The sequence below is a fragment of the Alteromonas sp. IB21 genome (assembly GCF_016405965.1).
Lineage (GTDB): Bacteria > Pseudomonadota > Gammaproteobacteria > Enterobacterales > Alteromonadaceae > Alteromonas.
This window is the reverse complement of record NZ_JAEFCD010000030.1, coordinates 25084-49509: the sequence shown is the minus strand read 5'-3', so window position 1 is coordinate 49509 and position 24426 is coordinate 25084. Positions and strand designations below refer to the sequence as shown.

General features: G+C 41.8%; 18 protein-coding genes. 1 reads left to right on the top strand and 17 read right to left on the bottom strand.

The window, feature by feature from the left end:
• Positions 1-62: 62 nt before the first annotated feature.
• The 11 genes from rfbA to fcl form a co-directional block, all read right to left on the bottom strand.
• Positions 63-941, bottom strand: coding sequence for a glucose-1-phosphate thymidylyltransferase RfbA (rfbA, locus tag JC525_RS17040; protein ID WP_198816916.1), 879 nt, complete (start codon positions 939-941; stop codon positions 63-65).
• A gap of 4 nt (positions 942-945) precedes the next feature.
• Positions 946-1341, bottom strand: coding sequence for a DUF2304 domain-containing protein (locus tag JC525_RS17035; protein WP_198816914.1), 396 nt, complete (start codon positions 1339-1341; stop codon positions 946-948).
• Positions 1334-2068 (bottom strand): glycosyltransferase family 2 protein, encoded by a 735-nt coding sequence (locus JC525_RS17030; RefSeq protein ID WP_198816913.1) that lies wholly within the window; start codon positions 2066-2068, stop codon positions 1334-1336. The genes JC525_RS17035 and JC525_RS17030 overlap by 8 nt, the downstream gene beginning before the upstream one ends.
• A 78-nt stretch (positions 2069-2146) precedes the next feature.
• Positions 2147-3268: a glycosyltransferase gene (locus JC525_RS17025; protein ID WP_198816911.1), complete on the bottom strand. Its 1122-nt coding sequence runs from the start codon at positions 3266-3268 to the stop codon at positions 2147-2149.
• A 180-nt stretch (positions 3269-3448) separates the two neighbouring features.
• A complete protein-coding gene (locus JC525_RS17020) occupies positions 3449-4216 on the bottom strand; it encodes a glycosyltransferase family 2 protein (protein ID WP_198816910.1) in 768 nt (255 codons plus the stop codon).
• Positions 4213-5100, bottom strand: a complete 888-nt coding sequence (locus JC525_RS17015; RefSeq protein ID WP_198816909.1) for a glycosyltransferase family 2 protein — start codon at positions 5098-5100, stop codon at positions 4213-4215. Before JC525_RS17015 ends, JC525_RS17020 begins: the two co-directional genes overlap by 4 nt.
• A 23-nt stretch (positions 5101-5123) precedes the next feature.
• Complete coding sequence (locus tag JC525_RS17010) at positions 5124-5918, bottom strand: sulfotransferase domain-containing protein (RefSeq protein WP_198816908.1); 795 nt, start codon at positions 5916-5918, stop codon at positions 5124-5126.
• Positions 5919-5933: 15 nt separating this feature from the next.
• Complete coding sequence (locus tag JC525_RS17005; RefSeq protein ID WP_198816907.1) at positions 5934-8078, bottom strand: glycosyltransferase family protein; 2145 nt, start codon at positions 8076-8078, stop codon at positions 5934-5936.
• A 6-nt stretch (positions 8079-8084) separates the two neighbouring features.
• Entirely contained in the window at positions 8085-8735 is a 651-nt protein-coding gene (locus tag JC525_RS17000) for a hypothetical protein (protein ID WP_198816906.1), read from the bottom strand.
• Between the two features lie 108 nt (positions 8736-8843).
• Positions 8844-9308 (bottom strand): GDP-mannose mannosyl hydrolase, encoded by a 465-nt coding sequence (locus JC525_RS16995; RefSeq protein WP_198816905.1) that lies wholly within the window; start codon positions 9306-9308, stop codon positions 8844-8846.
• A 6-nt stretch (positions 9309-9314) separates the two neighbouring features.
• Positions 9315-10277, bottom strand: coding sequence for a GDP-L-fucose synthase (gene fcl / locus JC525_RS16990; protein ID WP_198816903.1), 963 nt, complete (start codon positions 10275-10277; stop codon positions 9315-9317).
• Between the two features lie 239 nt (positions 10278-10516).
• On the opposite strand from fcl, the gene JC525_RS16985 reads away from it, so the two are divergent.
• On the top strand, positions 10517-14989 hold the full coding sequence (locus tag JC525_RS16985) for a reprolysin-like metallopeptidase (protein WP_198816902.1): 4473 nt from the start codon (positions 10517-10519) through the stop codon (positions 14987-14989).
• Between the two features lie 119 nt (positions 14990-15108).
• On the opposite strand, the gene JC525_RS16980 is transcribed toward JC525_RS16985, so the two are convergent.
• The 6 genes from JC525_RS16980 to JC525_RS16955 all read right to left on the bottom strand — a co-directional run bounded on the left by JC525_RS16980 (position 15109) and on the right by JC525_RS16955 (position 24422).
• On the bottom strand, positions 15109-15612 hold the full coding sequence (locus JC525_RS16980) for a hypothetical protein (protein WP_198816901.1): 504 nt from the start codon (positions 15610-15612) through the stop codon (positions 15109-15111).
• Positions 15613-15706: 94 nt separating this feature from the next.
• A complete protein-coding gene (locus JC525_RS16975) occupies positions 15707-19345 on the bottom strand; it encodes an FG-GAP-like repeat-containing protein (RefSeq protein WP_198816900.1) in 3639 nt (1212 codons plus the stop codon).
• Positions 19346-19376: 31 nt separating this feature from the next.
• Complete coding sequence (locus tag JC525_RS16970; protein ID WP_198816899.1) at positions 19377-20669, bottom strand: cytochrome-c peroxidase; 1293 nt, start codon at positions 20667-20669, stop codon at positions 19377-19379.
• 236 nt (positions 20670-20905) lie between these two features.
• Positions 20906-22282, bottom strand: coding sequence for an SDR family NAD(P)-dependent oxidoreductase (locus JC525_RS16965; protein ID WP_198816897.1), 1377 nt, complete (start codon positions 22280-22282; stop codon positions 20906-20908).
• Between the two features lie 53 nt (positions 22283-22335).
• A complete protein-coding gene (locus tag JC525_RS16960) occupies positions 22336-23835 on the bottom strand; it encodes a tail fiber domain-containing protein (protein ID WP_198816891.1) in 1500 nt (499 codons plus the stop codon).
• Positions 23835-24422, bottom strand: coding sequence for a hypothetical protein (locus JC525_RS16955; RefSeq protein WP_198816888.1), 588 nt, complete (start codon positions 24420-24422; stop codon positions 23835-23837). The genes JC525_RS16960 and JC525_RS16955 overlap by 1 nt, the downstream gene beginning before the upstream one ends.
• Positions 24423-24426 lie beyond the last annotated feature (4 nt).

Genomic DNA, 24426 nt, shown 5'->3' with positions numbered 1-24426 from the left:
GCTAATAGCGTCTTAATATACACTGTGAGTCGTTTCTACACAGCGGCCTTATAAAAGGCTGCTTACTTAACGCGATCCTTTATCACCTTCATTAAATAAGTACCGTAGCCGCTTTTTTTAAGTGGAGCGGCAAGTTCTTCAAGCTGCTCAGCGCCTATATAGCCCATTCTATAAGCGACCTCTTCAGGGCAACATACTTTTAACCCTTGGCGCTTTTCTATTGCTGCAACAAAATTTGCAGCGTCTAATAAAGAGTCTAGCGTACCGGTATCTAGCCACGCAGAGCCACGCCCCATCAACTCAACCTTTAAGCTACCGTCTTGCAGATAAAGGTTATTTAAATCGGTAATTTCTAGCTCGCCGCGGTGCGATGGTTTTACCTCTTTGGCAAAGTCAACCACGCGATTATCGTAATAATAAAGGCCGGTTACCGCATAATTGGATTTAGGCTCAGCTGGTTTTTCTTCTATAGAGAGGGCGTTCCAATCGCTATCGAAATCCACTACGCCATAACGTTCAGGGTCGTTAACATGGTAACCAAAAACGGTAGCTCCATGTTCTTGTTTGTAGGCACTTTGCAAGGACATTTTTAAGTCGTGGCCGTAATAGATATTATCGCCAAGAATAAGCGTACAGCTATCATTGCCAATAAACTCTTCACCAATAAGAAAAGCTTGGGCTAATCCATCAGGAGAGGGCTGAACCGCATACTCTACATTGATACCAAGCGTACTACCGTCGCCAATAAGCTCAATAAAACGCTGTTGCTCAGCAGGTGTAGTAATAATAAGAATATCGCGGATACCCGACATCATCAAAGTAGTTAGCGGGTAAAAAATCATAGGTTTGTCGTAAACCGGCATTAATTGCTTGCTTACCACTTTCGTTAGGGGATGAAGGCGAGTGCCAGAGCCTCCTGCTAATATTATCCCTTTTCTCATATCGTTACTTCACCTTTCTATCTGTATTTGAGCCCACGTTAGTGAACTTCGGCCTCACGATGTTATGTTCTTCAACTGACTGCTCGAGCATAGCCATTCGCTGCACTAAACGGTCTATCTTAGTATTTAACCTCTGGCGTTCTATATCCATCAGCAAAATTTTCACCATGGCAGCACCCAGCGCTAGTAACACTGGAATAATTGGCGGATAGCCGATACCAAAATACTCACCTACTACATCTACAATACCAGGAAAGAAGCCAACAAATAAAACCAGTAACGCGAGCGCAAACCAGCGGGCAGCGACCAAAGGAGATATATGATCTCTACGAGTTAAAAATACAATTGTTAAACTTAACGCCGCCCCGATAAAGGCAGCTATCATATGTGCACTACTCAAGTTCAGCTCCTGCTGTCAATTGCTTATGGTATTTTGCCACCTCATGTGGCCCTATTTTGGTTACACTTAATATGAGCGTGTACAAAAGATATTTAAAAACAGCAAACCAAGAATGAAATATTCTTGATATCCCATCCTCACGTTGCTTCATTTCTACTGTTACTTCACTGCATGCCATGTTTAACTTTTTCAGCATCAATAATACGCCCACATCTTGATACTCAAACATGGTTGCCTGTGTAGATGCAAGCACGCGCATAGCCGGACGAGAGTACAAACGAAGGCCTGAGGTTAAGTCGCTTACATGCAAACCAGATATACGTTTAAATATACGCCATGCGATGTGCCGCCCGGCGCTTCCTCTTGAGGTACAAGCGCCGATAGTACAGTCGTTATTTTCGGGAGCAGATTCTATTAGCGTTAATAAAGCTTCAACCGGATGCTGTCCATCTGCGTCACAGGTAATGACTCTTTCCATACCTTTCTTAAGCGCGTAGCGAATGCCAGTTTGAGTGGCTCGCCACGCCCCTAAATTTATGGTGTGCGGCAAAACCACGGCACCGTTGTGCTTTGCGATAATGGCCGTTGAGTCTGAACTGGCGTCGTCTACCACAATGAGCATGCAATCAAATTGTTTTTTAATGCTTTGCAATACGCCTGCTATCGAACCACTTTCATTCATAGCAGGAATGATTATCGCCAGCTTATTATCAGTTATAACTTTCATGTTATTATGTTACCCGTATGACAGGTAAAATACTATTGCAGATTTAGGTCAGAATTGACGTGTAAACAGCTAGGGTTTCTAAACGTTGTATATTTCCCATATTTGCCGTTCCACACTTTTAACTTGAAATTTCGACAAAAAACGCAGTCTGCCACTTTTTCCATAACGCTCACGAAGTGAGGGGTCAAATGCGAGTGTATCTATTGTACCAGCTATACTTTCAATGTTGGAATGACACGCTATAAGCCCCGTCCTCTTATGTTGTACAACATTACTCATTCCAGAGCCGCGCACATCAGTGCAAATACAAGCCTTACCCGCTCTCATTGCCTCTAAAAGCACTAAGCCAAATGCCTCTGTTCGCTCAATAGAAGAGAGTATCAAAAAGGAACAATTAGCAATTAAGGCATTTAAAGTTAAATCGTCTATTTGCCCTAAAAACCTCACTCTATTTTGTAAGCCTAATTCGCTAACTATTAGCTCGAGCCTTTTACGCTCCTCACCTTCACCTACAATAGTAAGGGGGATTTTTTCATGCTTAATCTCTGAAAAAGCGCGAATTAAAAACTCATGCCCTTTATAATAAGTTAGCCTACCAACACACAATGCCCCAACATCAAACCCAGCTGTCCTCTTAACGTCATCGTGACTGTCTTCTAACCCTAGTGGCACAACCTCACACTTATTTAGAAAAAGCTTGAGAGGCTTACTGCTTTGCAAATAGTTCTCTGAAGTTACGATAATTCTATTGGCTTTACGCAATAACGCTTTTTCAAAAACTCTATAGAAGGGGTATAACAATTTAATGCCCAGATTAGGCCGTTCGCCAATAACATCGCTATGCCAGTGTAATATCAATTTCGACTTCAAAGTGGTTGGCAGTAATAACAACCAGAAACAAGTCACATTTGGCAAGTGAGCATGAATAACATCAGGCTGGGTTTGCTTAAGTATTTTTTTTAAATGCCAAAAGGCAGACAGTGCCACAGGAACGAAAAGTAATTTTGCAACGATCGGCAACTTATAGATATTCGCTCCAAACTCCTTGGTTTCGCCATACGGCAAACCTTCTTTGTGGTGATGTACTAATACGGAAATATCTAGGCCGGCTTTTGTTTGCGCCTTGATCAAAGCCAGCATCATATTTTCGATGCCGCCTTTGAAAGGTGCGAAGTATTTGCCTATATGGAGGATTTTCATAGCCACTTTTTAGAAAATATAAACATATCTATTTTTTTAGTTTTATGGCGATAATTATTAACAACTAATTCGATGCTATATTGATGATGACAATTTTGAAAAATGATATTACACAACCAATTGTTACCAGATTGCGGATAGCTTGCAACTTCTACAATGTCCATTGTTCGATTTACCTTTTTACCTGTACCTAAGTGAAGCGAGCTTTCTTACTACACGCATAACAGGTAGTGCCACGGTCCATTTAATGGGAATATAACCAAAGGCTTGATTAACTGCATCCATCGACTCTTTATAATGCATTTCAACGCCATTATGTGTTTTAGTATCGCCATGTAGACGATTGGCCGCACAAAACGTTCGCACATACTTTAACCTTCCATAGTGCTTGTATAGCCTGAGCCAAAGGTCATAATCCATCGCGTAGTCAAACCTTTCGTTAAGACCACCTACTGCTTCCCAGCACTCTCTTCTGATTAATGTTGCTGGCTGCGCAATAAAACAATAATTCGCTAACAACACTTTGTTGAATTGAAACGACAAATACGGAGCAACCTTTTTATCTTGCTCATCAATATGCCAACATTTGCCGTAAACTGCAGGTGCATCAAAATCGCTGTTAAGCTCTGAAACAAGCCTCGCTAAACCATTTGGCATAAACATATCGTCAGAATTAAGCCAGCATACAAACGGAGCACTTCCATAAGCCATGCCTGTATTTATCGCGTTAGCCTGACCACCATCTTTTTTGCTTTGCCAATACGTTATATGTTGTTGGTATTGCTTTATAATACCGACCGATTCATCACTAGAGCCACCATCCATCACAATGATTTCTTTTGGGACGTCTTGCTGAATAACAGACTGTAAGGCACGTTCCAAAAACTTGCCTTGATTAAAAGACGGGACAACAACGGTTACTAACGGTGGTTTAGTGGACACTGTCACGCGGTAAGCTCACGCCAACGAGTAGTGAGCATGAACTTGAGTACTTCTCTGTGCATTTTTTGTTTGTTGTAATTTTCTAGTCCATCTTGCTTTGCACAACGTTCTCTAAGTAACTCCATTTCATTAAATCCAACGCTTCCAATAGCGCAAACAGTTTTTTGTTCAGGATGAAATCTGAAAGCCCCTTGAAATGCATCGAGCTTTTTGAAGTTTGCGTTAGCCGCTTTAAATCGAAGTAAAAGGTCCCAATCCATGGCGAATTGAAAGTTTTCATCCAGTGAAGCACCCACTTTGTCCCAAATCGACCTGCGCCAGAACAGCGTTTCCTGAGGGATAAAGTCGGCGAAAGCTAGAACAGAATCATGGGCGTGCCAAGTGCGCCATACTCCAATGTCCCAACTATCTTCATTGATAATTACCCTATCTCCATAAACAACGTCTGTTTGCTCATTTGCGGAGAGACTGGCTACCGCTCGCGCTATCGCCCCGGGCAAAAGTAAGTCATCGGAATTTAACCATGCGAGAACTTCACCCGAAGCACGGGCAAACCCCTTATTTATAGCATGGGTTTGACCATTATCTGGCTCACTCACCCAATATTTAAGCCGCGATCCGTAACACTCTAATATTTTTATAGAGCCATCTGTAGAGCCACCATCTATGACAATTACCTCTATATTTGGATATGATTGCGAGAAAATAGAATGCAAAGTGGCATCTAGATATCTAGCTTGATTAAATGAAGGGACAACAATACTAACCAAAGGCCCCCTGGTAGCCAACACACACGTTGCTTTCGCACGTTTTGATAATGCCTTTGGTACGTATTGCTGCTGTAAACGCATGCAGCTTGGATACACAAGCTGCTTTATTAATGCCTTCATTAGGACTCTGCTTTATTAAACAGTTATAGTGAATAATTATAGTGAGTGAGAAAATCTCTCGCCCTCTCGGTAAGTTTCTCTATCGCTGAGTCTGACAGTTTTTTCTTGTAATTGCCTGGATGAACTTGGCGCACATGTTGTGTTTCATTTTCGGTATCTGGAATCACATCAAATCGTTGAACTACGCTTTTCAAAAGTGCTGGTGACTTATCTATTTCTAGGTAATCTAATACGTCACCTAACCATGTAGTTTTGTCATAAATAACATCTTCGTAGCGATAAACTTTTACCTGTTTTCCTGCCAGCTTTTCTTTATACGTTTTGAATTGACCGACGTAACTGTGCATTTTATCTAATACAAATTCATCAATTTCCTTTTGAAGTGCTTCTTCTCTGTTTTTTCGAAGAGACTCATTACCTTCCGGAATAACATGGCTTTTCGCAACTGAATAGTACATCGATACCACCATATCTCTCGGATCTCTGACCAACAAAATACATTTGTTGTCTCCTACATCTAAGTCAAAGTTTGGAAAGTGTCTAAAACCAGAAAAAACGTACCCAGAATTTTTAAAGACATCAGAAGACTCAGAACGAACTTCTGCGGTGGTTAATCCCTGAGAAAAAGCCTGATCAAAAACCGAAACAACAGGCACGTTCATCTGAGGACAATAGGTAAAGAGTAAGTCGTTCAGTAAAGTACTACCAGACTTTGCAAAGGAAAATACGAACTTACTGGAAAAGTTTGGTTTGGAGGGCGGCAGCACTATGTTATACGGCTTGCCTGCTGATGTAGTTAACTCAAATTGTGTTGTCATAATACCGTTATATACTTAAATTTTTAAGGCTTTTGCCAACAGCCCGTGTAATTTAGAAATTACATTCAACGCTAATGGCCTATTTCGAAGAAGGTGTTTCAAATAAACAAATAATGAAAACTGACGACTAAAATCTCCAGAGTCAAATTTTTCAGTGAGCCCAGACACATCGCTACTAACCCCTCCTAAACTAGCCCTCATAGCATCAATTTCATATTCAGATGAAACATCATGCCTAGCTAATTGCTGCTGCTGTTGTAACTCCCAGGCAGCGGTACGTTCTGATACGAATGGATTAACTTCGCTATAAATTGCACTAAAAAAATTTCTGTCTCTATACAAATCAGATGGAACTTTAGCCGCACTGTATTGATTGAAAGTTAAATCTCCATACTCTTCTTTCGTGCACCATTTGCTTGATACAGCATGAGATAATTTGGGAAGTATTGAAGTTTTCCGCCAGTGTTCATATGCAATAATAAAAACAACACCTAAGCTGAAATACTGCATTATTTTCAAAAGTTCATCATTAGCTACTATGCATTGCGTCTTAATTAGAAAGTTCGCGTTGTTGAATGATGTAATACCAAATCTTTGAAGCACGTTTTCATCTATTCTACTCATTCCACCGTCTAAGCCTTTAATGCAAAACTCAGATGTTTCGTGAGCAGAAAGCAAACTCTCATACTCAACAAAGGTGGGGGCGTAAATAATTGGTGAATCTTGACTTGAGCACAACATTAAATTGTATATGTGATCTTTCGCCCATTTACTATTTACAACGTAAAACATTAGATGAGAGTGAAAAGTATCAAGATGTTCTTTGATAAAAGCCCCAAGTTTGCTGTCACTTACCATTAATCGAGTTTGCAACCCCTGCTTTTGCCTTGCTAACCATTGGCTAACGCTTTCTCTTTGTTTGATACCATAAATAAGCACAATCTCAGAAGGCCGAACACTTTGTCGAGCAAACTGCTCATAAGCAAAGCTCAGTTCATCCAAACTCATCTTTCTGGCATCAACAATTACAGAAACAGTCGTCGACGTTTCGAAATCAGCAATAAGGGATTGCTTTACGTCAAAATCGTTTAACGCTTGAGTACAAATTTCATTTATTTCTTTTTCTAACGCAAACTTTTGCAAAAAGCGCTGTTGGCATACCTTTGCATTAGCGATAGCTTGGTCCCAGTTACTTTTTACTTCGTTTACCACTGCTAGTATATTAGCAGCGGTATCTTGAGGCGTTGCGCCATATTCAAAAAAGTACACGCAATCGGAAAAATGTTTCTCTAAAAATGGATTTTTGTCGCTGATAATAACAGTACCAGCGGCACAAGCCTGGAAAACACGAGTTGAAACAAGGCCGCTTTCTCTGTGTTGCTCAGAAGAGAGTACCAAGGTTATTCCACACTGGCGCGATACGTCGACTATGCTTTTACCACCATCGAAAGGCAGCTCACCTTTGTAGTTTTTTATACCTTCCCATAACGAGATCCCATACTGCTCCCTAAGACCGTAAAAAACAAATTCGCCCGATGCATCAAGTGTTTCAAATAAGCCGTCGTGGCGCACCACTTTTTCTTTGCTCTGAGAAAGCTTTTCCCAATTCACGCCTATGTAAAACACTTTAGCTTTTTGATGGCTAACGTTAGTTATATCTACGTTTTCTGGTGTAGCAATCGTTGTGTGGAAAGATAATTTGGAAGCGGCGAGACCGTTTGGCTGCATTCCATTTCGAAGTGCATTTACGTAGTTATCAACAACGTCCGACCCCGCTGATAGGACTCTATCATGGCTTCGAAATGCGTCTGCTACAAAGTTAAATTGCTTTATTGGTAAAGGTTGCTTTGTTATCGGATTGTCAGTTATGTATGTCAGTGGGTTCCAGTTCACGGTATAAGACAAACCGCTTAGCAACTTTGGGTTGAGGTAATGTAAATTGAGTACCAAGTCAAAGCTATCGAACGCTTTCTCTGGCACTATTCGATCACCGTTGACATCGAGTTCTTGCCCCATAGGGTCGATAATTACACCCACGTGCCCCAAGTTCTGCAAAATTGGGATAATACGTAAAATAATATCTAACTCAGAATTACGCGCTCCAGGCCAGTTGTGCACCAAGCCTACGCGTAATCTGCGCTTTCCTTGCTTAGACTTCACTGAACACTACTTACCAAACTTGAAGCGTTTCTTAACCGCTTTTCCTACGGAAATACTTTGGATAGCGATGCCCATTTTGCGGGTGTCCGTGCTAGTACCAAGCTCTGCTGGACTGGCCGTATCAGGCAGTAAAACACTAAGCATTGTCGCTGTTTTTTTGCCAAGTTCAGCAGGAAGTGTCGCCACTAACTTTATAACACCCTCTTCATCTTTAGCGACGAACTTTAAAGGCATACCATCAGCAAATATTGACAGTTGCTGAATGTATTCAGACTTTACAACTGCCACTATTGAAATAGTTACACTCTTTTCGTCTTCTCGTGAGATAAGCAGAGGGAAGTCTATACGTGGGTTTTCGCCTGTCCAGTGAAAAGCCTTGCCATTGTGAAATTCTAAATCGAGTAAATTTTCGTTTGGAGCAAAATTTTCTGCGTCTAAGTGGAGTGTGGACGCTAAAAGCTGAATATCATCAGTAACTTTTATTTCTCTTTCTTCAAGCAAAAGTGCTTCGATAACACTAATCTTTGCGGCTAGCTCAGCCAAACAACGTGAATTCTCTTGTATACTATTGTTAGCTTCACTTAAGCGATTCGAATAATGTTGAGTGAATTGTTGCTCCAAAGCAGCTAAAAACTGCTTTTCCTGTTGTTTTGACATACTTCCTAACCCTATAGAGCGTAATAAGAACAAATAATTGCAGAGAATAACACGGTGCAGGTGTCGTGCACCATCAGCAAAAGCGCCTATTTAGAGGACGTTTAACTTTTACACCGCCGTGCGGTCTAAATACCACTTACTGTGACGGTGCACCGAATCTGAACTTAACAGTGATTCTTTTGTGAACCACTCGTAAGCATTATGCTGTTCTAGAGGAAGTTTAAGTTCAGTAGAGCGCACCGAAAGTCTATAACCCAATACGACGTAGTGTGTGGATATTTCTTCGCTAAACACGCTGTCATCGTAAAAATGCTCATAAGGCCCTAAAAACTGAGCGTCTTCAATTTGAAAACTTTTCCCAAGCTCATGAAGAGTAAGGCGCTGAAAAGCATTTGATAACTTTTCGTTTTTAAGAATACGACCGCCAGGTACGAACCAATAACCTTTCGCAGGCCTGTTAGTACGACGGCCTAAAAGTATCTCATCGTGTTCGTTTTCTACGACCAAATCTATAGATACAAGCGGCGTACTATCAATAACCGTAGTAAATACTTCCTTATCCAAAAACGCCATTATTCTCTACAGCCCTCGGAAATTGTCTTGGTTATCAAGAAACCACTTGTAGGCGTTAATCAAACCGCTTTCTAGATCATGAGTGTGCTTCCAGCCAAGAGCATGAAGCCTTGACACGTCCATTAACTTTCTCGGCGTACCGTCAGGTTTGGTTGTATCCCACACAATGTTGCCATTGAACCCGGTAACTTTCGCAACAGTTTCAACCAATTCGCGAATAGTGCAGTCTTCTCCAGTGCCTACATTAATATGACTAAGCATCGGTTGTGTATTGGCTTGATAAGTTTCGCAATCTAGCTCCATTACGTGAACACTAGCTGCAGCCATATCGTCAACATGCAAAAACTCTCGCATTGGCTTACCACTTCCCCAAGCCACTACTTCACTGTCACCACGCTGCGCTGCTTCATGGAAACGACGTAGCAATGCTGGAATAACGTGTGAGTTTTCTGGATGAAAATTATCATTAGGCCCATATAAATTGGTTGGCATTACAGAGCGATAGTCTCGACCATACTGGCGGTTATAGCTTTCACATAATTTAATGCCCGCTATTTTAGCAATAGCATAAGGTTCGTTAGTTTCCTCTAACACACCTGTAAGTAAGGCGGTTTCGGTCATCGGCTGTTCAGCAAATTTTGGGTAAATACAGCTCGAGCCCAAAAACAGAAGCTTTTGCACATTATTGAAGTGAGCAGCATTGATGATATTCGCTTCTATCATCAAGTTTTCATAAATAAACTCAGCAGGGTAAGTATTATTTGCATGTATTCCGCCCACTTTTGCGGCAGCTAAATACACCTCATCAATATCATTAGATGCAAAAAAATCAGCAACGGCTGACTGATTGGTTAAATCTAACTCTGCGCGAGTGCGCGTGATAAGATTTACATCATTTCGCGCCTCAAGTTGTTTTACTATAGCAGCGCCGACCATTCCACGGTGACCTGCAACAAAAACTGTTTTCATTGTATTCACTTGCCAATTCCCTAAAGTTACATCAATTATCAATAATTCAGTTTTATTAATCAAACACTGAATTACTTTAAACACTTTTTATGACAAGACTGAGGGATATTAAGTATCGCGATCTAAAAGATGTAGATGAAGACGTCGGGCCACTACTCGATTGCTGTCATTTTTTAAAACATCCATTATACTCAAACATCGAAAAGTATCAGACAGTTTCAGTATAAGGATGTACCACGATGAAAATGGCACTTGCCGCAGCCAGTTTATTTTTCGTTCATTGCTCAGCTTTTTCACAAGACGCACTATCGCTTTTTCAATTACCCATTGAGCCACCCTCGGTATTTAGCACATCTGCTCATACCGAACCGATGGCCGATACTGCCAAACATTCTATTAAAGGTAATCTATTATCAATAGACGCTTCTCAGCTTAGCAGCAGTGTTGAAGGCGATACTTTGCTTTTAAATCTGCCGAATTACTCGCAAAACGCAACCATCGAGAAGAAAGTAACTGGTCAATTCGGGTCAGAAACGCTGGTATTACGTAGCACTTGGAAAGGTGTTTCTCTTTTATCAACCATAACCATAACTGACAAAAGCGTGTTTATGACGCTGTCTCTACCAGGTGGCCAATACAGCGCATCCGGCAATTGGAATAGTGTTTCTTTAATAAAAAATGAACCTCTTGCGTTGGCTAACGCTAATAGTCCCATTGCGCTAACTACCGATGTGGTACAGAGAGACCCTACCCGAGAAGGTCTTTCTAAACATCATATTCTATCGCCTAGTTCGAACATACAAACACCTGCCAAGATTGCGCCAGAGGCGATTACTAACAACATTGAGTCAGACATACCCATTTTTGACCTTCTTATGCTTTACACCAGCAATTCACTTGAAGATATGAACAATGACCCCCAAGGGTTTATCGATCATCGCACCACCTACACCAACGAAGTATTCAACGCATCGGACATCAATGTAAGAGTCAACATACTTGCTACGATGGAAGTTGATGTAAGCTATGACAATATGAAAGTATTGATAGACGATCTAATTTATCAAGTACCGCCATTTACTAACATTGCACAAGAAAGAGACAAGTTAGGAGCTGATGCCGTTTCCGTTATTTTTGCACCGACTACCCCATTAACTTTCGCTAGCGGGGGAATATCCACTCTCTACCCACATTTTATCCCTTTTGACGTCAAGCGTGGACATTACAGCGTAACAGGCACACATTCTCCTGCTGACGTTTTCGCTCACGAAATTGGGCATAATTTAGGGCTCAGCCACTCAAGAGATGCAGGCGAGGTGGGAGCAGACTTCGACTTTGGCGTGGGTTATAGAGTACCGTTGCCTAGCAGTGACGGCTTCAACACAATAATGGCCTACGATACAAACGAAACAACCCTCATTCCTCTATTTTCTAGTCCCGACCTGCAATGCGGAGACATTCCTTGCGGGGTTGAGCATACTAAAGACAATTTTGGTAGTGATGCGGTGGAAGCCGTCAACCGTATTGCAGGCATAGCAACAAGCACAGGTAACACTAATAACCCACAGTTTAGCGCTAGTGAAGCGCTCGGTTTGATTGAAGACATAGCGCTAAAGCAATGTTTGCAGTCGAAAATTAATGCTTCAGCCAATCTTTTATATGCCTCAGAAATTAAAGAGCTAACCTGCCACATACCGAGCATCATTAGCTTAAACGGCTTAAGACACTTTAGTGGTTTAAGGGAGTTAACACTTCATCAAACAAATATTTCAGACTTAAGTGAACTCAGTAGCCTTGTTTCTTTATTAAAAGTAGACATAATTAATGACGCGAATAGCGAAATCTCACCTCTGAAAGGAATTACAGATTTAAAAAAGCTTAATGGATTGTCTGTACTCGGTTTACAAAACTTCAACTTAACTGATGAAGATGCGCAGAACATTGTTGATGCGTTACCTCAACTATACGCTTTAAGTCTATGGAACACTCATTTAACAAAAGCTCCTGTGTTTTCTAACCACCCAAGTTTGAAGAATTTAGCTTTAGGCGATAACGAAATAGAGGACATTAGCGGGATACTTAATTTATCTAGTTTACAAGAACTTATTTTAAGCGGGAATGCTCCTCTTAGACTGCCAAATGAGGAGCTAGATTTCCCCAACCTCTTAACCCTAAGATTAGATGAAACAAACATCACTTCTCTCGATGCTTTATCCAAGCTTACGTCATTGACTGAATTAAGAGCCTTCTTTAGCCAAATTTCTGACATGAGTGGTATTAGCGAATTGACTAGCCTGAGGAGAATCAAGCTATACGGAAGTAAACTATCTTCGCTAAATGTAGACAAATTAACTCAACTAGAGGTGCTGGATGTAGGTAGAAATGACCTTGCAAACCCCTCTATACCTCCTCTGCCAAATTTGCAACGATTAGATTTGACTGGTTCACAGCTCAACAGTTTAGAGTTTGTAAAGGGCTTACCTAATTTGATGACACTTCGCCTAGGCGATATTGGCTCATCGCCTTTAGGAGTATTAACTAGCTTACCATTACTGCACACCCTTGTTATTGAAAACAGCGAAAACGTAAGCTCTGAAAACTGGCCTTCCTTACCTACGCTTGAAGAATTGTGGCTAAATAATATTCAGCAAGACAATATCGACTTTGTTAAAACCATGCCACGGTTGACTACGTTATCCATAAGCACATCGCCAGAAATTAAAGACATATCCAGCTTATTTCGCCTACCATTTTTAAAAAATATTCATTTCTTTTACAGGTCTAGTTACTTCGATAATAAGCCGTATTGTTGGCAGATCGACTATTTAAAACATGACCCAAACCGCGCATGGAGAAATTTTTTTATCGATGATTATTTATGTAACGAAGAGACTGAAAATGAAGATTTTGACGGCGACAAAATCCCTAATAGAAAGGAAATAGAGGATGGTACAGACCCCACAGACAACGCAGGCTTAGCAGGGAACACAGTTGAACTAGTAGGAGAATTCGCCCCTGTCGTTGAAGGTGATACAGCCCAAATTGGCTTGGTACGCGAAGGGAGTATATCTGGCAGTTTAGACTTGCTCATACGTACAGAAGATGGCAGCGCGATTAGTTATACAGACTATATTCCTGTAGAAGAGACGGTAACCTTTCAACCTGGAGAGCGATTCAAAATTTTAGAAATTCCCACCTCCTTATTTGGAGCATATGAAAGTGAAGACAAAGACTTCAAAGTACGAATAGAGGGAAAGGGAGGGTTTGAGTATCATGCTACTGCCAACATAACAATTACGAAGATGTTACAAAGTAAAATCTTTATAATATATCAGGAATTACCCGTAATATTCTTTGACGAGGATTATCGCTACCTTGTTTCTGACGACAACTATATTGTGAAGCTTCATCGCGAGAATAACACCTATGAAGCCCTTACTGTAAAATTAGAGTGGGATGAACTTACACCCGGAGCGCTCCGTTACATTAATAATCCACCGGCATTCATTGAGTTCGAACCAGGCGAAACTGAAAAAGAATTTTATTTAAACGTTACTGGAATCGAAGGACGAGCCGAGCATCATAACTCACTTCAATACATAGCACTTCGAATAGTTGGTGCTGAAAATCAATACAGAGCTCATCCTGATTCCGCATCACTGACACTGGTACTGGGTTCGCAAAATAATATAACGCGCTCTTCTAATCATAACATCAGCGGTTTTAAAAATGCAGATTTGGTTTTTTACAGGCACGGCTCAACACGAAGCTTAGTGACATCGCCCATACTCGGCAACGGAATAGAGCGTCACCTTATTAATAGCACCGATAACAGCGTTGTGCCTTTTATGGCGTTTTTAGATGGCAATGATACCCCCGACATCTTACTTTATTCCCAAGAAAGCCATATTTGGACTCTGGCTACTTTGTCAGGAGTTATGAAAGAACAAACGTATTTCGGCAATCAAGATGGAGATATCCCCGTACCTGCAGATTACGACGGTGACGGGTTAACTGACATCGCGATTGCAAGGCCTAGCACTGGTCACTGGCTTATTAAGTTCACAGGAACTGGTGAGGTGCTGCGAAAGGCAACGCGATTTAGCAGCGGTTTTATTCCTACAGTAGCTGACTTTGACGGTGATGGTATTGATGATATTGGCTACCGAAATCCAGCCACAGGTGTATGGTATCTGTACAAATCTGACGGCTACTCACACGCTAGCGACAAAGGCGGCGATTACACCGAGATCTATTTTGGCTCAAAAGAAGAAGATATTCCGGTACATGGTGACTTTGATGGCGACGGTATAGACGACATCGCGGTCAGGCGTCCAAGTATAGGAAGCTTTTTTATAAAGCATTCATCAACCGGTAAAATTTATCGCACGTTTTTTGGTTCCCAACCAACAGATATACCTGTCGTTGAAGATTACGATGGTGACGGAATAACGGACATAGCAGTTAGACGAGATAGCGCTTCAGGGATTTATGTGCTTAGTACTAGATATAACCAGATATTACGAAAAGGCTTTGGCAGTTATGCAACAGACGTATTTACTGCGTCACCCATTATGTCGAAAATGGAAAAAGCCGCTATTATTCAACAGTACGGTACAGGAACAGAGCAACGTATTGACTCTTCCAGCACAGCCCTTCCTTTAGACATAGAGCACTTTGCAACCGAAGAAGTAGAGAACGGAAACTTTTAGTTTTGCTCGCGTTAGCCCGCTTTGAGGCATCAAAGTGGGCTAACACGGTTAGAGTGAGAGAACTTATGAAGTGATAGATAAAGGTTTTCACAACTTTACCTACACCAGCTTCCTTTAAGCTAGATAGATAGCGCCTCAACTTCTCTTGCACTTAAAACTCGCACATCTAGAGGTGTGCCCCGCTTTTGCATTACAGATGCATATTCGCAGTACATTTTGGCCCAGCACAAACTACCCGTGGTATATAAGCTTGGCAATCTACTTCTATTCAGTAGATTTTGAATAGCGTAGTTGAGAATTGCCACTAACAAGGGGTGGTTTGGCATAGCAAAGACAACTTTTGAGCCTATCCCCATATACCCCTTTCCTAGCACTAGAGAACTTGGGGGCTTGAGCATTATTTGAATAAGCGACTTAGTAATTTTGGTGTTGTTTGATAATACCGCTCCGCCAAACTTCACTAAGTAGCACAACTTAAACAACGCTTCCTTGTCAGCCTCACTTCTGCATAAACGCCATGCCTTGTAAACCCTATTAGTATAATGCTGAGCAACAAAGCTGGCAGCCGAGAGTGTATTGTAATGCTCTTTTACCAGCGAAGAACGATAACATATGCCATCCATAAATTCATATTCAACAATGCTCAAAGCGGAGAAGTGGTCAATAATGTGCTGTCTTCGACTCCTCTTCTTCTCTTAAACATTAACTTTTAAAATTTTACTGTGTAACCTTAAAAGAACCACATTGAACCGCAGTCTTTTTCGTTACTTCGCCATTTGGCCAAACAATCTTTACTGTAGCTTCGTCATTGCGCCCAAGACCAAATAACTGAGCAGTACTGTTTTGCGAGAAATATCCACTTCCCGCCTGTATCTCTCGTGCTGTTTTACTTTTGTTACCTCTAATTACTTCTACACGGGCACCAATGGCCAATGGATTAGGCTGTTTGCCGGTAAGTGCAAGCGTAATGGCGCAACTTTCGTTTGCCCCATTATTGTTAAATAAAAGCGGGCGTTCATCGTTTACACCAACGGCAATATCGACCCAACCGTCTTTGTCATAGTCGCTTACAGCCACACCACGTCCATCATAGGGTACAAACAATCCACTTTTGGTAGAGGGTATTTCATTAAACGTTCCGTCACCATTGCCTTCAAGCAGATAGCTTATACCACCAGCAAATTGCCTAAATTCATGATCATTGTGACTAAAATTACCCACAAGATATAAATCTTCATGGCCGTCGTTGTTAAAATCTGCAGAGGTTATCCCGTACCCAGGCATGGCTTGTATTAGGCCGGGTAATGCTTTCTTGTCAAAGCCGCCCTTACCGTTATTAATGAAAACAGCATGTTCTAGCGTATTGGCATAGAGTGTCATAACATCATTTTGCTCAAGACGTTCGTCGAATACGTCTATCAGCGACGCCTCTGCATAGGCTCGAAACGTATCAAACTTTTCGTATACAAACGGCATTTCAGCGCCAACCATGCCGCGCTCGCGCATTGGCCGCAATACACCATCAACGTATTCAGCTTCAATAATGTCTAAATCACCGTCGCCATCAATGTTGCCAGCATACAGCATAAGTGGATACTGTTCAGATGCGCTGTATCGAGTATTCAGCCCCCAGTTGGCTGCGGCAAAATCCATATAACCATCCTCATTGAAGTCGCCTGCAGTTATACCTGTCCAAAGGCCATACCATTTATCTAGGCCTGCCGTAGCAGTCCTTTCTTCAAACTTATTTTGATTGTTTACAAATAAGCGTACAGGGCCATACTCAGTAGCAATCAATAAATCGCTATCGCTATCATTATCTATATCTAACCACATAGCCCCGGTAGCAAGCCCCAGATGTAGAAGGCCCGGCGCAACGTCTGCTGTAACGTCTGTGTAGTTGTTGCCATCGTTGCGATATAAGCGGCTTGAAGCTGGCAGAGGCCACTGGTTTGGTAATGCTCGGCCACCGACGAAAAGATCAAGATCACCGTCCTCGTCTATATCGCTTAACGCCAGTGCGCCTCCAGATTCTTTACCGATGAGTTGTGTAGCTTGAGCACCACCTAATATGGCTGCGATAGGCGCATTGGGCGTTTCATACTTACTGAAACTAGAAATAAAAGAACCATTGGCTTGCCATACCGTTGCTATTTCTTCTAATTCTGAAGGTGTTAACCGATTTGAAATTGACTCAAACTTATCGCCATTATTTTGATAAACCATACCCGCCTGCTTATGTGCTCCGGCTATATACAGGTCATCATCGCCATCATCATCCATATCCGTCCATGCTACGCCCGGGCCGATTGCCGACAACCGCCTTGGTAACAATGGTTGCTCTTCGAAATCGTCGTAGCCTTTGTACTGTCTATTATCAAAGTTCGCTTCAATATGCGCTCGGTCGATGCCCAAAGTTAAACCGACTTCTGTAAATTGCGTGTTTGTGGCTACTAGCATTTGGGGTGGGGGAACGCTTGTTGCCTCATCAGGTTCAGCGATAGTAATTCTCTGGTTTACTAACAAAGGCTTGTTATCCACTGAACTGAATTTTTGATAGTGACCCGAGGGCCATTCCACTTCAATATGCTTTATTGTTCTGTGCTTATTTAAGCCGAAAACTAAAACAGGCTCATGGCTAGACAAGTAGCCACCAGAGGTGCTCATTTGCCGGGTTCGTGTTTTACCATCTGGTGTGGTCACCGTTACCCTTGCACCAATACCAAAGGAATTAGAGCGGTAACCAACTAGTTCAATTAACAACCTATTATTTTGCGCGTTGTTGCGATATATACCTACCTGCTCATTCATGAAACTATCGATTTTGTCTAGGTCGCCATCGTTATCAAAATCGGCAAACGTTGCGCCATGAGCAATACTTTCATGGTTAACGCCCCACTCTTTGGAGACGTCGCTAAAAGTAAGATTCCCATTATTACGAAACGCGACATTGGGCGTTGCTAACTTAGGATAGCCGTCGTAATAAGCTGGGGCATTTTTAAACTGGGGTAAGTTAATATTGGCCAGCACATCGCTGTCCATTAAATCACCTATCATGCCGTTATTTATCAGAAGATCTTCATAGCCGTCTAAGTCAGCGTCTATGAATTTGGTAGACCATGTCCAATCGCTCGACGCCACGCCAGCCATCCAAGAAATCTCACTGAATGAGCCATCCCCATTATTAAGAAACAACCCATTGTGCATAACCTGCGCGGCAGCCTCATCTGGCGGCAAAGTGGTATCCATTAAACCGTGCTGCGTAAGGCGTAATGTCGCATCTTTGCTTAACATATCGCCGACAAAAACCTCCATAAAGCCATCGTTATTAATGTCACCAAAGTCCATCCCCATGGCAAACATAGGGGTTTGCTGTAACTTGTTGGCCTCTATAAGTGAAAACGTACCGTTTCCATTATTGCGATAAAATGTGTCTGGAGACCAAAAATCGTTGGTCACGTACAAGTCGGGCCAGCCATCGTTATCGACATCACTGAACGAAGCTGATAATCCCCAATATCCCCCGGAAATGCCCGCTTCCTCAGCAACTTCAGTAAAAGTGCCATCGCCATTATTTCGATAAAGTAAATCGGGCTCACCTAATTGGCGAACGCTCAAGCCTTTTTGGGTTTCAAATAGCTCAATGGCGCTTTTAAGATTGTCTGGGACGACAATTTTACCGTCTTTCATTTCTAGCTTGGGGGTGCCAATTTCAGCAGCCAAGTCGGATGCGCGATAGGTAGCAACAAAAAAATCTAAATCGCCATCTCTATCGTAATCGGCAAAGGTAGCGGTCGTTGCGCCGCCGTTGTAACTTAGCCCTGCTTTTTGGGTTATATCCGTAAACGTACCATCACCATTATTTCGATAAAGTTGGTTAGACTTATTCCAGTTCGTAAGGAACAAGTCTAAATCACGGTCGTTATCAATATCCGCAAAGTATGCGCCAATCCCGAACCCATTTTCATCCTGGTTTAACCCCGCTTTCTCAGTTACATCTTCAAATATAAAACCACCAAGGTTTCGGTATAGCTTGCTTTGCCCTTCCTCTGTAACTAAATAAATGTCGACCACCCCATCACCATCAAAATCGCCGGACGCTAAACCTGCACCGTTAAACGTAAAGTTACGTTGATTTTTTAATGAGAGCTTATTCTTGAATTGAATTCCGGTCTCGATTTCTTCTAACCGAGTAAAAAGTTTTGCTGAGCTTTGCTGAGCAGTAATCAAAGGTTCCGCGTGGATTGTATTTGGCGCAGCAATGGAGGTTGCAGGGCTTGCTTTGCTATCAGTCACAATTAAAAGAAGAGGAAGAAAGATAACACTCAAGAGGAAAAATTTACGTTGTAAAAACATATAGAACATCCATTTCTCCAGAAATCAAAGGCTAACGGTCGACCGGTAAGCCACTTGGTACAGAATCGGGTACAAGATGAGACAAATTCTTTGTCGAAGGTGACGTTAAACTGTTTAAAAAAGCGATCAATTGCTCAATTTCGTGTTCAGTGAGGCTGGGGACCACATTCACTTCAGATGAAAATGTTTGAGACATTACTAATATTGTCGATGTATTCAACCGAAATGTTTTTTCTAGGCCATCATCAAGCTGTGATGCATCGTATTCTTGTAACATTTCAAGAGGGTTAATATGATGCTTAATTACGTCGTATAAAGAGGTATAGGCACCGTTGTGCATGTAAGGGCCGGTCTTAGCTACGTTACGTAATGGTGGAGTTCGAAACGCAAAAGCATCTTCTTTTTTGTCTGTTTCCCGAGCGCGGCCTATGTCAAAACCTGCACTATCTCGGTGACCCGGCCCAATCTGCGGAACAAGAATATTATAGTATTTTTGGTCTGTCATTAATGTTCCGCTATGACATGAAGCACAGCCTGCGCGACCATAAAAAAGAACGGCGCCTTCCTTTGCTTTTTCTGAAAGCGTATGGGTATTACCTTTTAAGAACTCGTCCCACGGGCTATCTTCAAAAGCAAACGAATGTATTTGGAAAGCTGCTAGAGCATTGGCAGCGTGCGCAAAGTGCAACTTTTCAACCGACACTTCAGGGTATGCTTGTTTAAACAGCTCTATATACTTTGGAATAGCCACAATTCGCGCCATTACGCGGGCCCACATTTCTTCAAAGTCGGTATCACCGATAGCGGCCAAGCTATTGGGCTTGCCTTCTATATCGACATCCCCCTTTCGGCCACGCATTTCCTGCCTAGAAGTAACTGGAAACATGGCTTGCACTGCCACCACATTTTCTAAAACATCTGTTGGTAATTTATCATCCGCGGGGGAAAGCATTTTGCCGTCTGGGGTAATTTCAACTCGACCATCCCAGAACATCGTTCGCCATCCCGTAGCGCCACGATTAAATATTTCTGGAGCATTCCTTGGAATTAGCCGGCGTGTTTCGCCAAGTTCTCTTGAATAACCGATGCCCTGCCCCCCAACGCCAATAGAGAGGCTAAGATCATCGCCCGAGTTTGTTGTGGGGTGGTGACAGGTGGCACATGAGATATCTTGGCTACCGCTAAGTATTTTGTCGAAAAAGAGTTTCTGACCTAGGTTTATCTTCGCAACAGCTTGTGCTTTATCAGTGTAGATTGTATTCACTTCGCTCTCGCGGATGACATGCTTCAGTTTCGTATCTAAGCCTCCATCTGAGTAGGGCATAGTATCCTTTGAAAGAATAACCTGAGCACCAGCTACTTTATGAAGACAACAAAAGAAAACGATACAGATGCAGCATATCCAAGCGTTCAAAGAGCTCTCTGACTTGTATAAACTGTAATCTTTTGTAGTAAATTTCAATACCGCAACCTTTTGAACTATCATCACATCGGCTTAACACAAGCGTGTAATGCCTACCTTTAAGTCAAAAATGAAGATATGTGCAATCATAATCAGCGTCAAAAAGGTGCTGATTTGAGAGACAAGCACTGGCCGTTAGCACCATATTTAAGATTCTGTTTTGCTAGGACTGTTGCAAGTTCAATAATTTCATCGGGTGATTTGTCACCGTTCGGATTCATATCTGTGCTCACAGAACCTGGAATCAACTCGTTAACATTAATAGATTTTGCCTTCAGCTCTTTTGACAAAGATAGTCTAAGCGCGCGAATAGCTCCTTTCGATACAGAATACGCAGAATTACAAGCCCCACCGGAATGCCCGATTGCTGATCCAATAAAAATTAAGTTCCCCCCCATCCTCATGTATTTAGCAGCCAAAGACGAGGTAATAAAGCTGGCAGATATATTATCAGAAACTTCATTCTGCCAACGTTCAATGTCTACCTCCAATATTCCTCCAGACACAGAATTCGTAGCTGCGTTAACAAAAACCACATCAATTCCGCCGAACTTATGCCGCACATCCCGAAAAAGAGTCTGCATCTCCTCCAAGTTTGAGGCATCTGCATTGACACCAATGATTTTAGAAGAAGTAGCAAATTGTTGAAGCTCTTCAACAGCGTTTTGCAACTTACTGCTATTCCTTCCAGTTATCACAACATGAGCACGTTCTTTCAACAACCCCTTTGCAATACTCTTCCCGATTCCACTTGAGCCACCTGTAACTAGTATCACTTTTCCTTGAAGTTGATCTGATAGATGAGAAGGGAATGGGTAAGGAAAAATATCGGTTGGCAAAGCCAAAGCAGGCGGAATGTTATTAAAGTTACGACACAGTCGCGCGGCGAGTGAATAGCGCCGATTATCACTTGTTGAGGCAAGGCTTCGATGAATAATTCCCGAGTGGAAGATAAGGAATTGCCCTTTTTTCATTGGTACTTGTATACGTCTAGCTAATAAATGCTCAGGTAACTCAATGAAATGTTCGTCAAGCGTTTTTGCATGAAAAGGTGCCAAGGAACGCTCAAAGCCGCTAACCGGTTTGTGAGACCCTAAAACAAACTCCATTAAACCACTGGTTTCGTCCATATCATTTAGCGCTATTAAAACAGAAAAATGATTTCTGATATTCGCGAAATCTAACATCTCATCGCCATCTTCGAAATGCCGATCATGATGCCATCCAATTTCTTTTGATCCTCTTTCTTTTTCGAAACAGTTCGTCCGCCATAAAACTAAATTACCAAAGATGTTCTGACTAATGCTCTCAGAAATCATCTTATCCGACACTAGGCGCAAGCAAAGCGGATTTGTAACATGAATATTCTTATAGTTTCCTGTCTGTTCTAAATCAGATAAAAAATATTCAATTAATTCCTTATTATCTAAGCTAAACGGCCCAATAAGCCCGTCTTTATCTAAATCAAACTGCAAAAAACACTCCGTTTACAAATTAATGATTGCAATATACCCAACAAGCGTACAACTCATTCGTTCTTAAGCGAATTAACCTGCTTCTCCAACTCTTTTATTCGAGCATATAAGGCTTGGATAGCAGCCAAAGAAACACCGTTCACATCTAAGCTACTGATATGCTCATCGTCACGTCCTAGCCCAAATAGTTCATAAAAATCTTGAGCCATAGGACCTATGTGTCTTGCTTCCTGATCTTTGCCAATATAATTCCAAGTATATACTGGCAATGACTGAACTGACTCAAGAATTTCATTAAAACTTACTTCTGAAATATTTTCTTTTAAATATTTACTTGAGTTGGCGTATAAAGTACCGGCCATTTTTACATCACCGTTATTATACAACTGTAACGGGACCGTTAAGCCCCCATTATCAAGTTCGGCAAAAGCAAAGTTTAAAGCTGACGGCGAGTTCGCGATAAACCATTGCTCATTTGATGTCGTATTCTCAAACCCAAGCCACGACGGCGCACTGTTCTTCAACTTTAAGAGCATACGACCACTTCCGCTATTGCTTATATCCTCTACGGTCATAAGAGGTGAAAATGCTCCGCAAGGTATGCTTCCTGCACAACTTACAGAATTGCTATCAACAAAAGCGCTTTTGAATTCGGATACACCATTGTTACTGATATTAAAGTAGCTACTGTTGGCATCAAGTGACATCACTTCAAACCTTCCAGTTGGAGAGCTTGTGCCAACACCAACACTTCCATCACTTTTCACAGCGAGGCCGCTTAGGCCATTAAATGTTTGTACATCGAACAAGGCTGAAGGCAAAAAACCATTTTCAACATTTATACCAAAGTTTCCGGTTGAACTTACCAACACGGCATGGTCGTTGACGTCAGCAGGATGAGCTATATCAAAAATACCATCAGGGGTAGACGTCTCAAAGCCTATGTCACCATCGTTAGCGACAAAGATACTATTAGAGGGTGCACCGGGCACTATTTTGAAAGGAATACGACTTGCATTGCTCACATCGCGAACGAAAAAGTTAGTCTCATTACCAGCAACATCCCAAGTTTGAGCCGAAAAGCCACTCGAGCCATCTTGCTCTAGCCGCAATGCTGGCGAGTTGCCACTTTTCAAGTGCAGGTTGACTGAAGGCGCTGACGTTCCCAATCCTACAAAGCTACTGTCTGCAATATATAACGCATTAGTTTTAGCACCACTTGCCACTTTGAAAGGGGTTTGGCTGGAATCTACGTTATCTATCGCAAAATAGTTTTGACCTCCGTTACCAGAATCGTTAGCCGTTAGCTGCCAGTCAACAGACGGAAAAGAAGAAGTACTGCTGGTATCTTGGAATTTAATTCGTAAATTGTTTTCTTTTAATCGAACTGTATCAAAATTAAAGTTTTCACCATTTACACAATCTACCCCTACACATAAGCTTGCAACGATGATTACTTCATCGTTAAACACCTGGTCTGCGGTTGATTGGCTTGCTAAAAATGAAAGCGTGGCGATTGTCGACACTGATAATATTTTATTTTTAACTTTCATTATTGCTTTCCTCCAAACAACGAAAAGGTATCGGCGGTCTTAGTATTTTTTTTCGGTAAAATTTCAGGCTGGGGTTCTTCAAGTGCTTTGGGTACCAACACCTCCCCATTAACGATTTCAAATTGCCCTGATATTTTGTGAGAAATCGCCATCGTTGTAGACGCGTTCTCGCCTCTACCGTTATTTATTACATCGGCTATTTCTTCATTTGTATATTTTATACCTAATACTTCGTAAGTGTACTTCCCATCATAGGGTAAATCTAAATCGTAGATATCGAGGCTGCCGTAGGTATTCTTAATCTGTTTAGTAAAACCTTGCTTACCAGTTACCGTGATAACAAATTCATCATAGTTTTCGAATGCTGCAATATCGATATGCTCGCGAGATGGCATCACTGAAAGCGTGCCCTGTAGACTATGTTCAAGCTCGGTCTTTCGCTTATGTTGTTCTAAACGCTGCTTTAGTTCATAAGGCTCTATTGCTTCTTCATCTTGATCGGCCGAGACATGCGTTGTACTCGTAAGTAGCACTAAAAGCACCACCGTAATAGGGTAGATCGATACTTCTTTAATTTTATAAAACATGGTT

Coding starts and splice junctions, on each gene's coding strand:
- JC525_RS17015 (WP_198816909.1), bottom strand. CDS start 5,100: ATGAAGGCATTAATAAAGCAGCTTGTGTATCCAAGCTGCATGCGTTTA.
- rfbA (WP_198816916.1), bottom strand. CDS start 941: ATGAGAAAAGGGATAATATTAGCAGGAGGCTCTGGCACTCGCCTTCAT.
- JC525_RS16975 (WP_198816900.1), bottom strand. CDS start 19,345: ATGTTTTTACAACGTAAATTTTTCCTCTTGAGTGTTATCTTTCTTCCT.
- JC525_RS16995 (WP_198816905.1), bottom strand. CDS start 9,308: ATGGCGTTTTTGGATAAGGAAGTATTTACTACGGTTATTGATAGTACG.
- fcl (WP_198816903.1), bottom strand. CDS start 10,277: ATGAAAACAGTTTTTGTTGCAGGTCACCGTGGAATGGTCGGCGCTGCT.
- JC525_RS17030 (WP_198816913.1), bottom strand. CDS start 2,068: ATGAAAGTTATAACTGATAATAAGCTGGCGATAATCATTCCTGCTATG.
- JC525_RS16960 (WP_198816891.1), bottom strand. CDS start 23,835: ATGAAAGTTAAAAATAAAATATTATCAGTGTCGACAATCGCCACGCTT.
- JC525_RS16955 (WP_198816888.1), bottom strand. CDS start 24,422: ATGTTTTATAAAATTAAAGAAGTATCGATCTACCCTATTACGGTGGTG.
- JC525_RS17010 (WP_198816908.1), bottom strand. CDS start 5,918: ATGACAACACAATTTGAGTTAACTACATCAGCAGGCAAGCCGTATAAC.
- JC525_RS16980 (WP_198816901.1), bottom strand. CDS start 15,612: ATGGATGGCATATGTTATCGTTCTTCGCTGGTAAAAGAGCATTACAAT.
- JC525_RS16985 (WP_198816902.1), top strand. CDS start 10,517: ATGAAAATGGCACTTGCCGCAGCCAGTTTATTTTTCGTTCATTGCTCA.
- JC525_RS17000 (WP_198816906.1), bottom strand. CDS start 8,735: ATGTCAAAACAACAGGAAAAGCAGTTTTTAGCTGCTTTGGAGCAACAA.
- JC525_RS17025 (WP_198816911.1), bottom strand. CDS start 3,268: ATGAAAATCCTCCATATAGGCAAATACTTCGCACCTTTCAAAGGCGGC.
- JC525_RS16970 (WP_198816899.1), bottom strand. CDS start 20,669: ATGCCCTACTCAGATGGAGGCTTAGATACGAAACTGAAGCATGTCATC.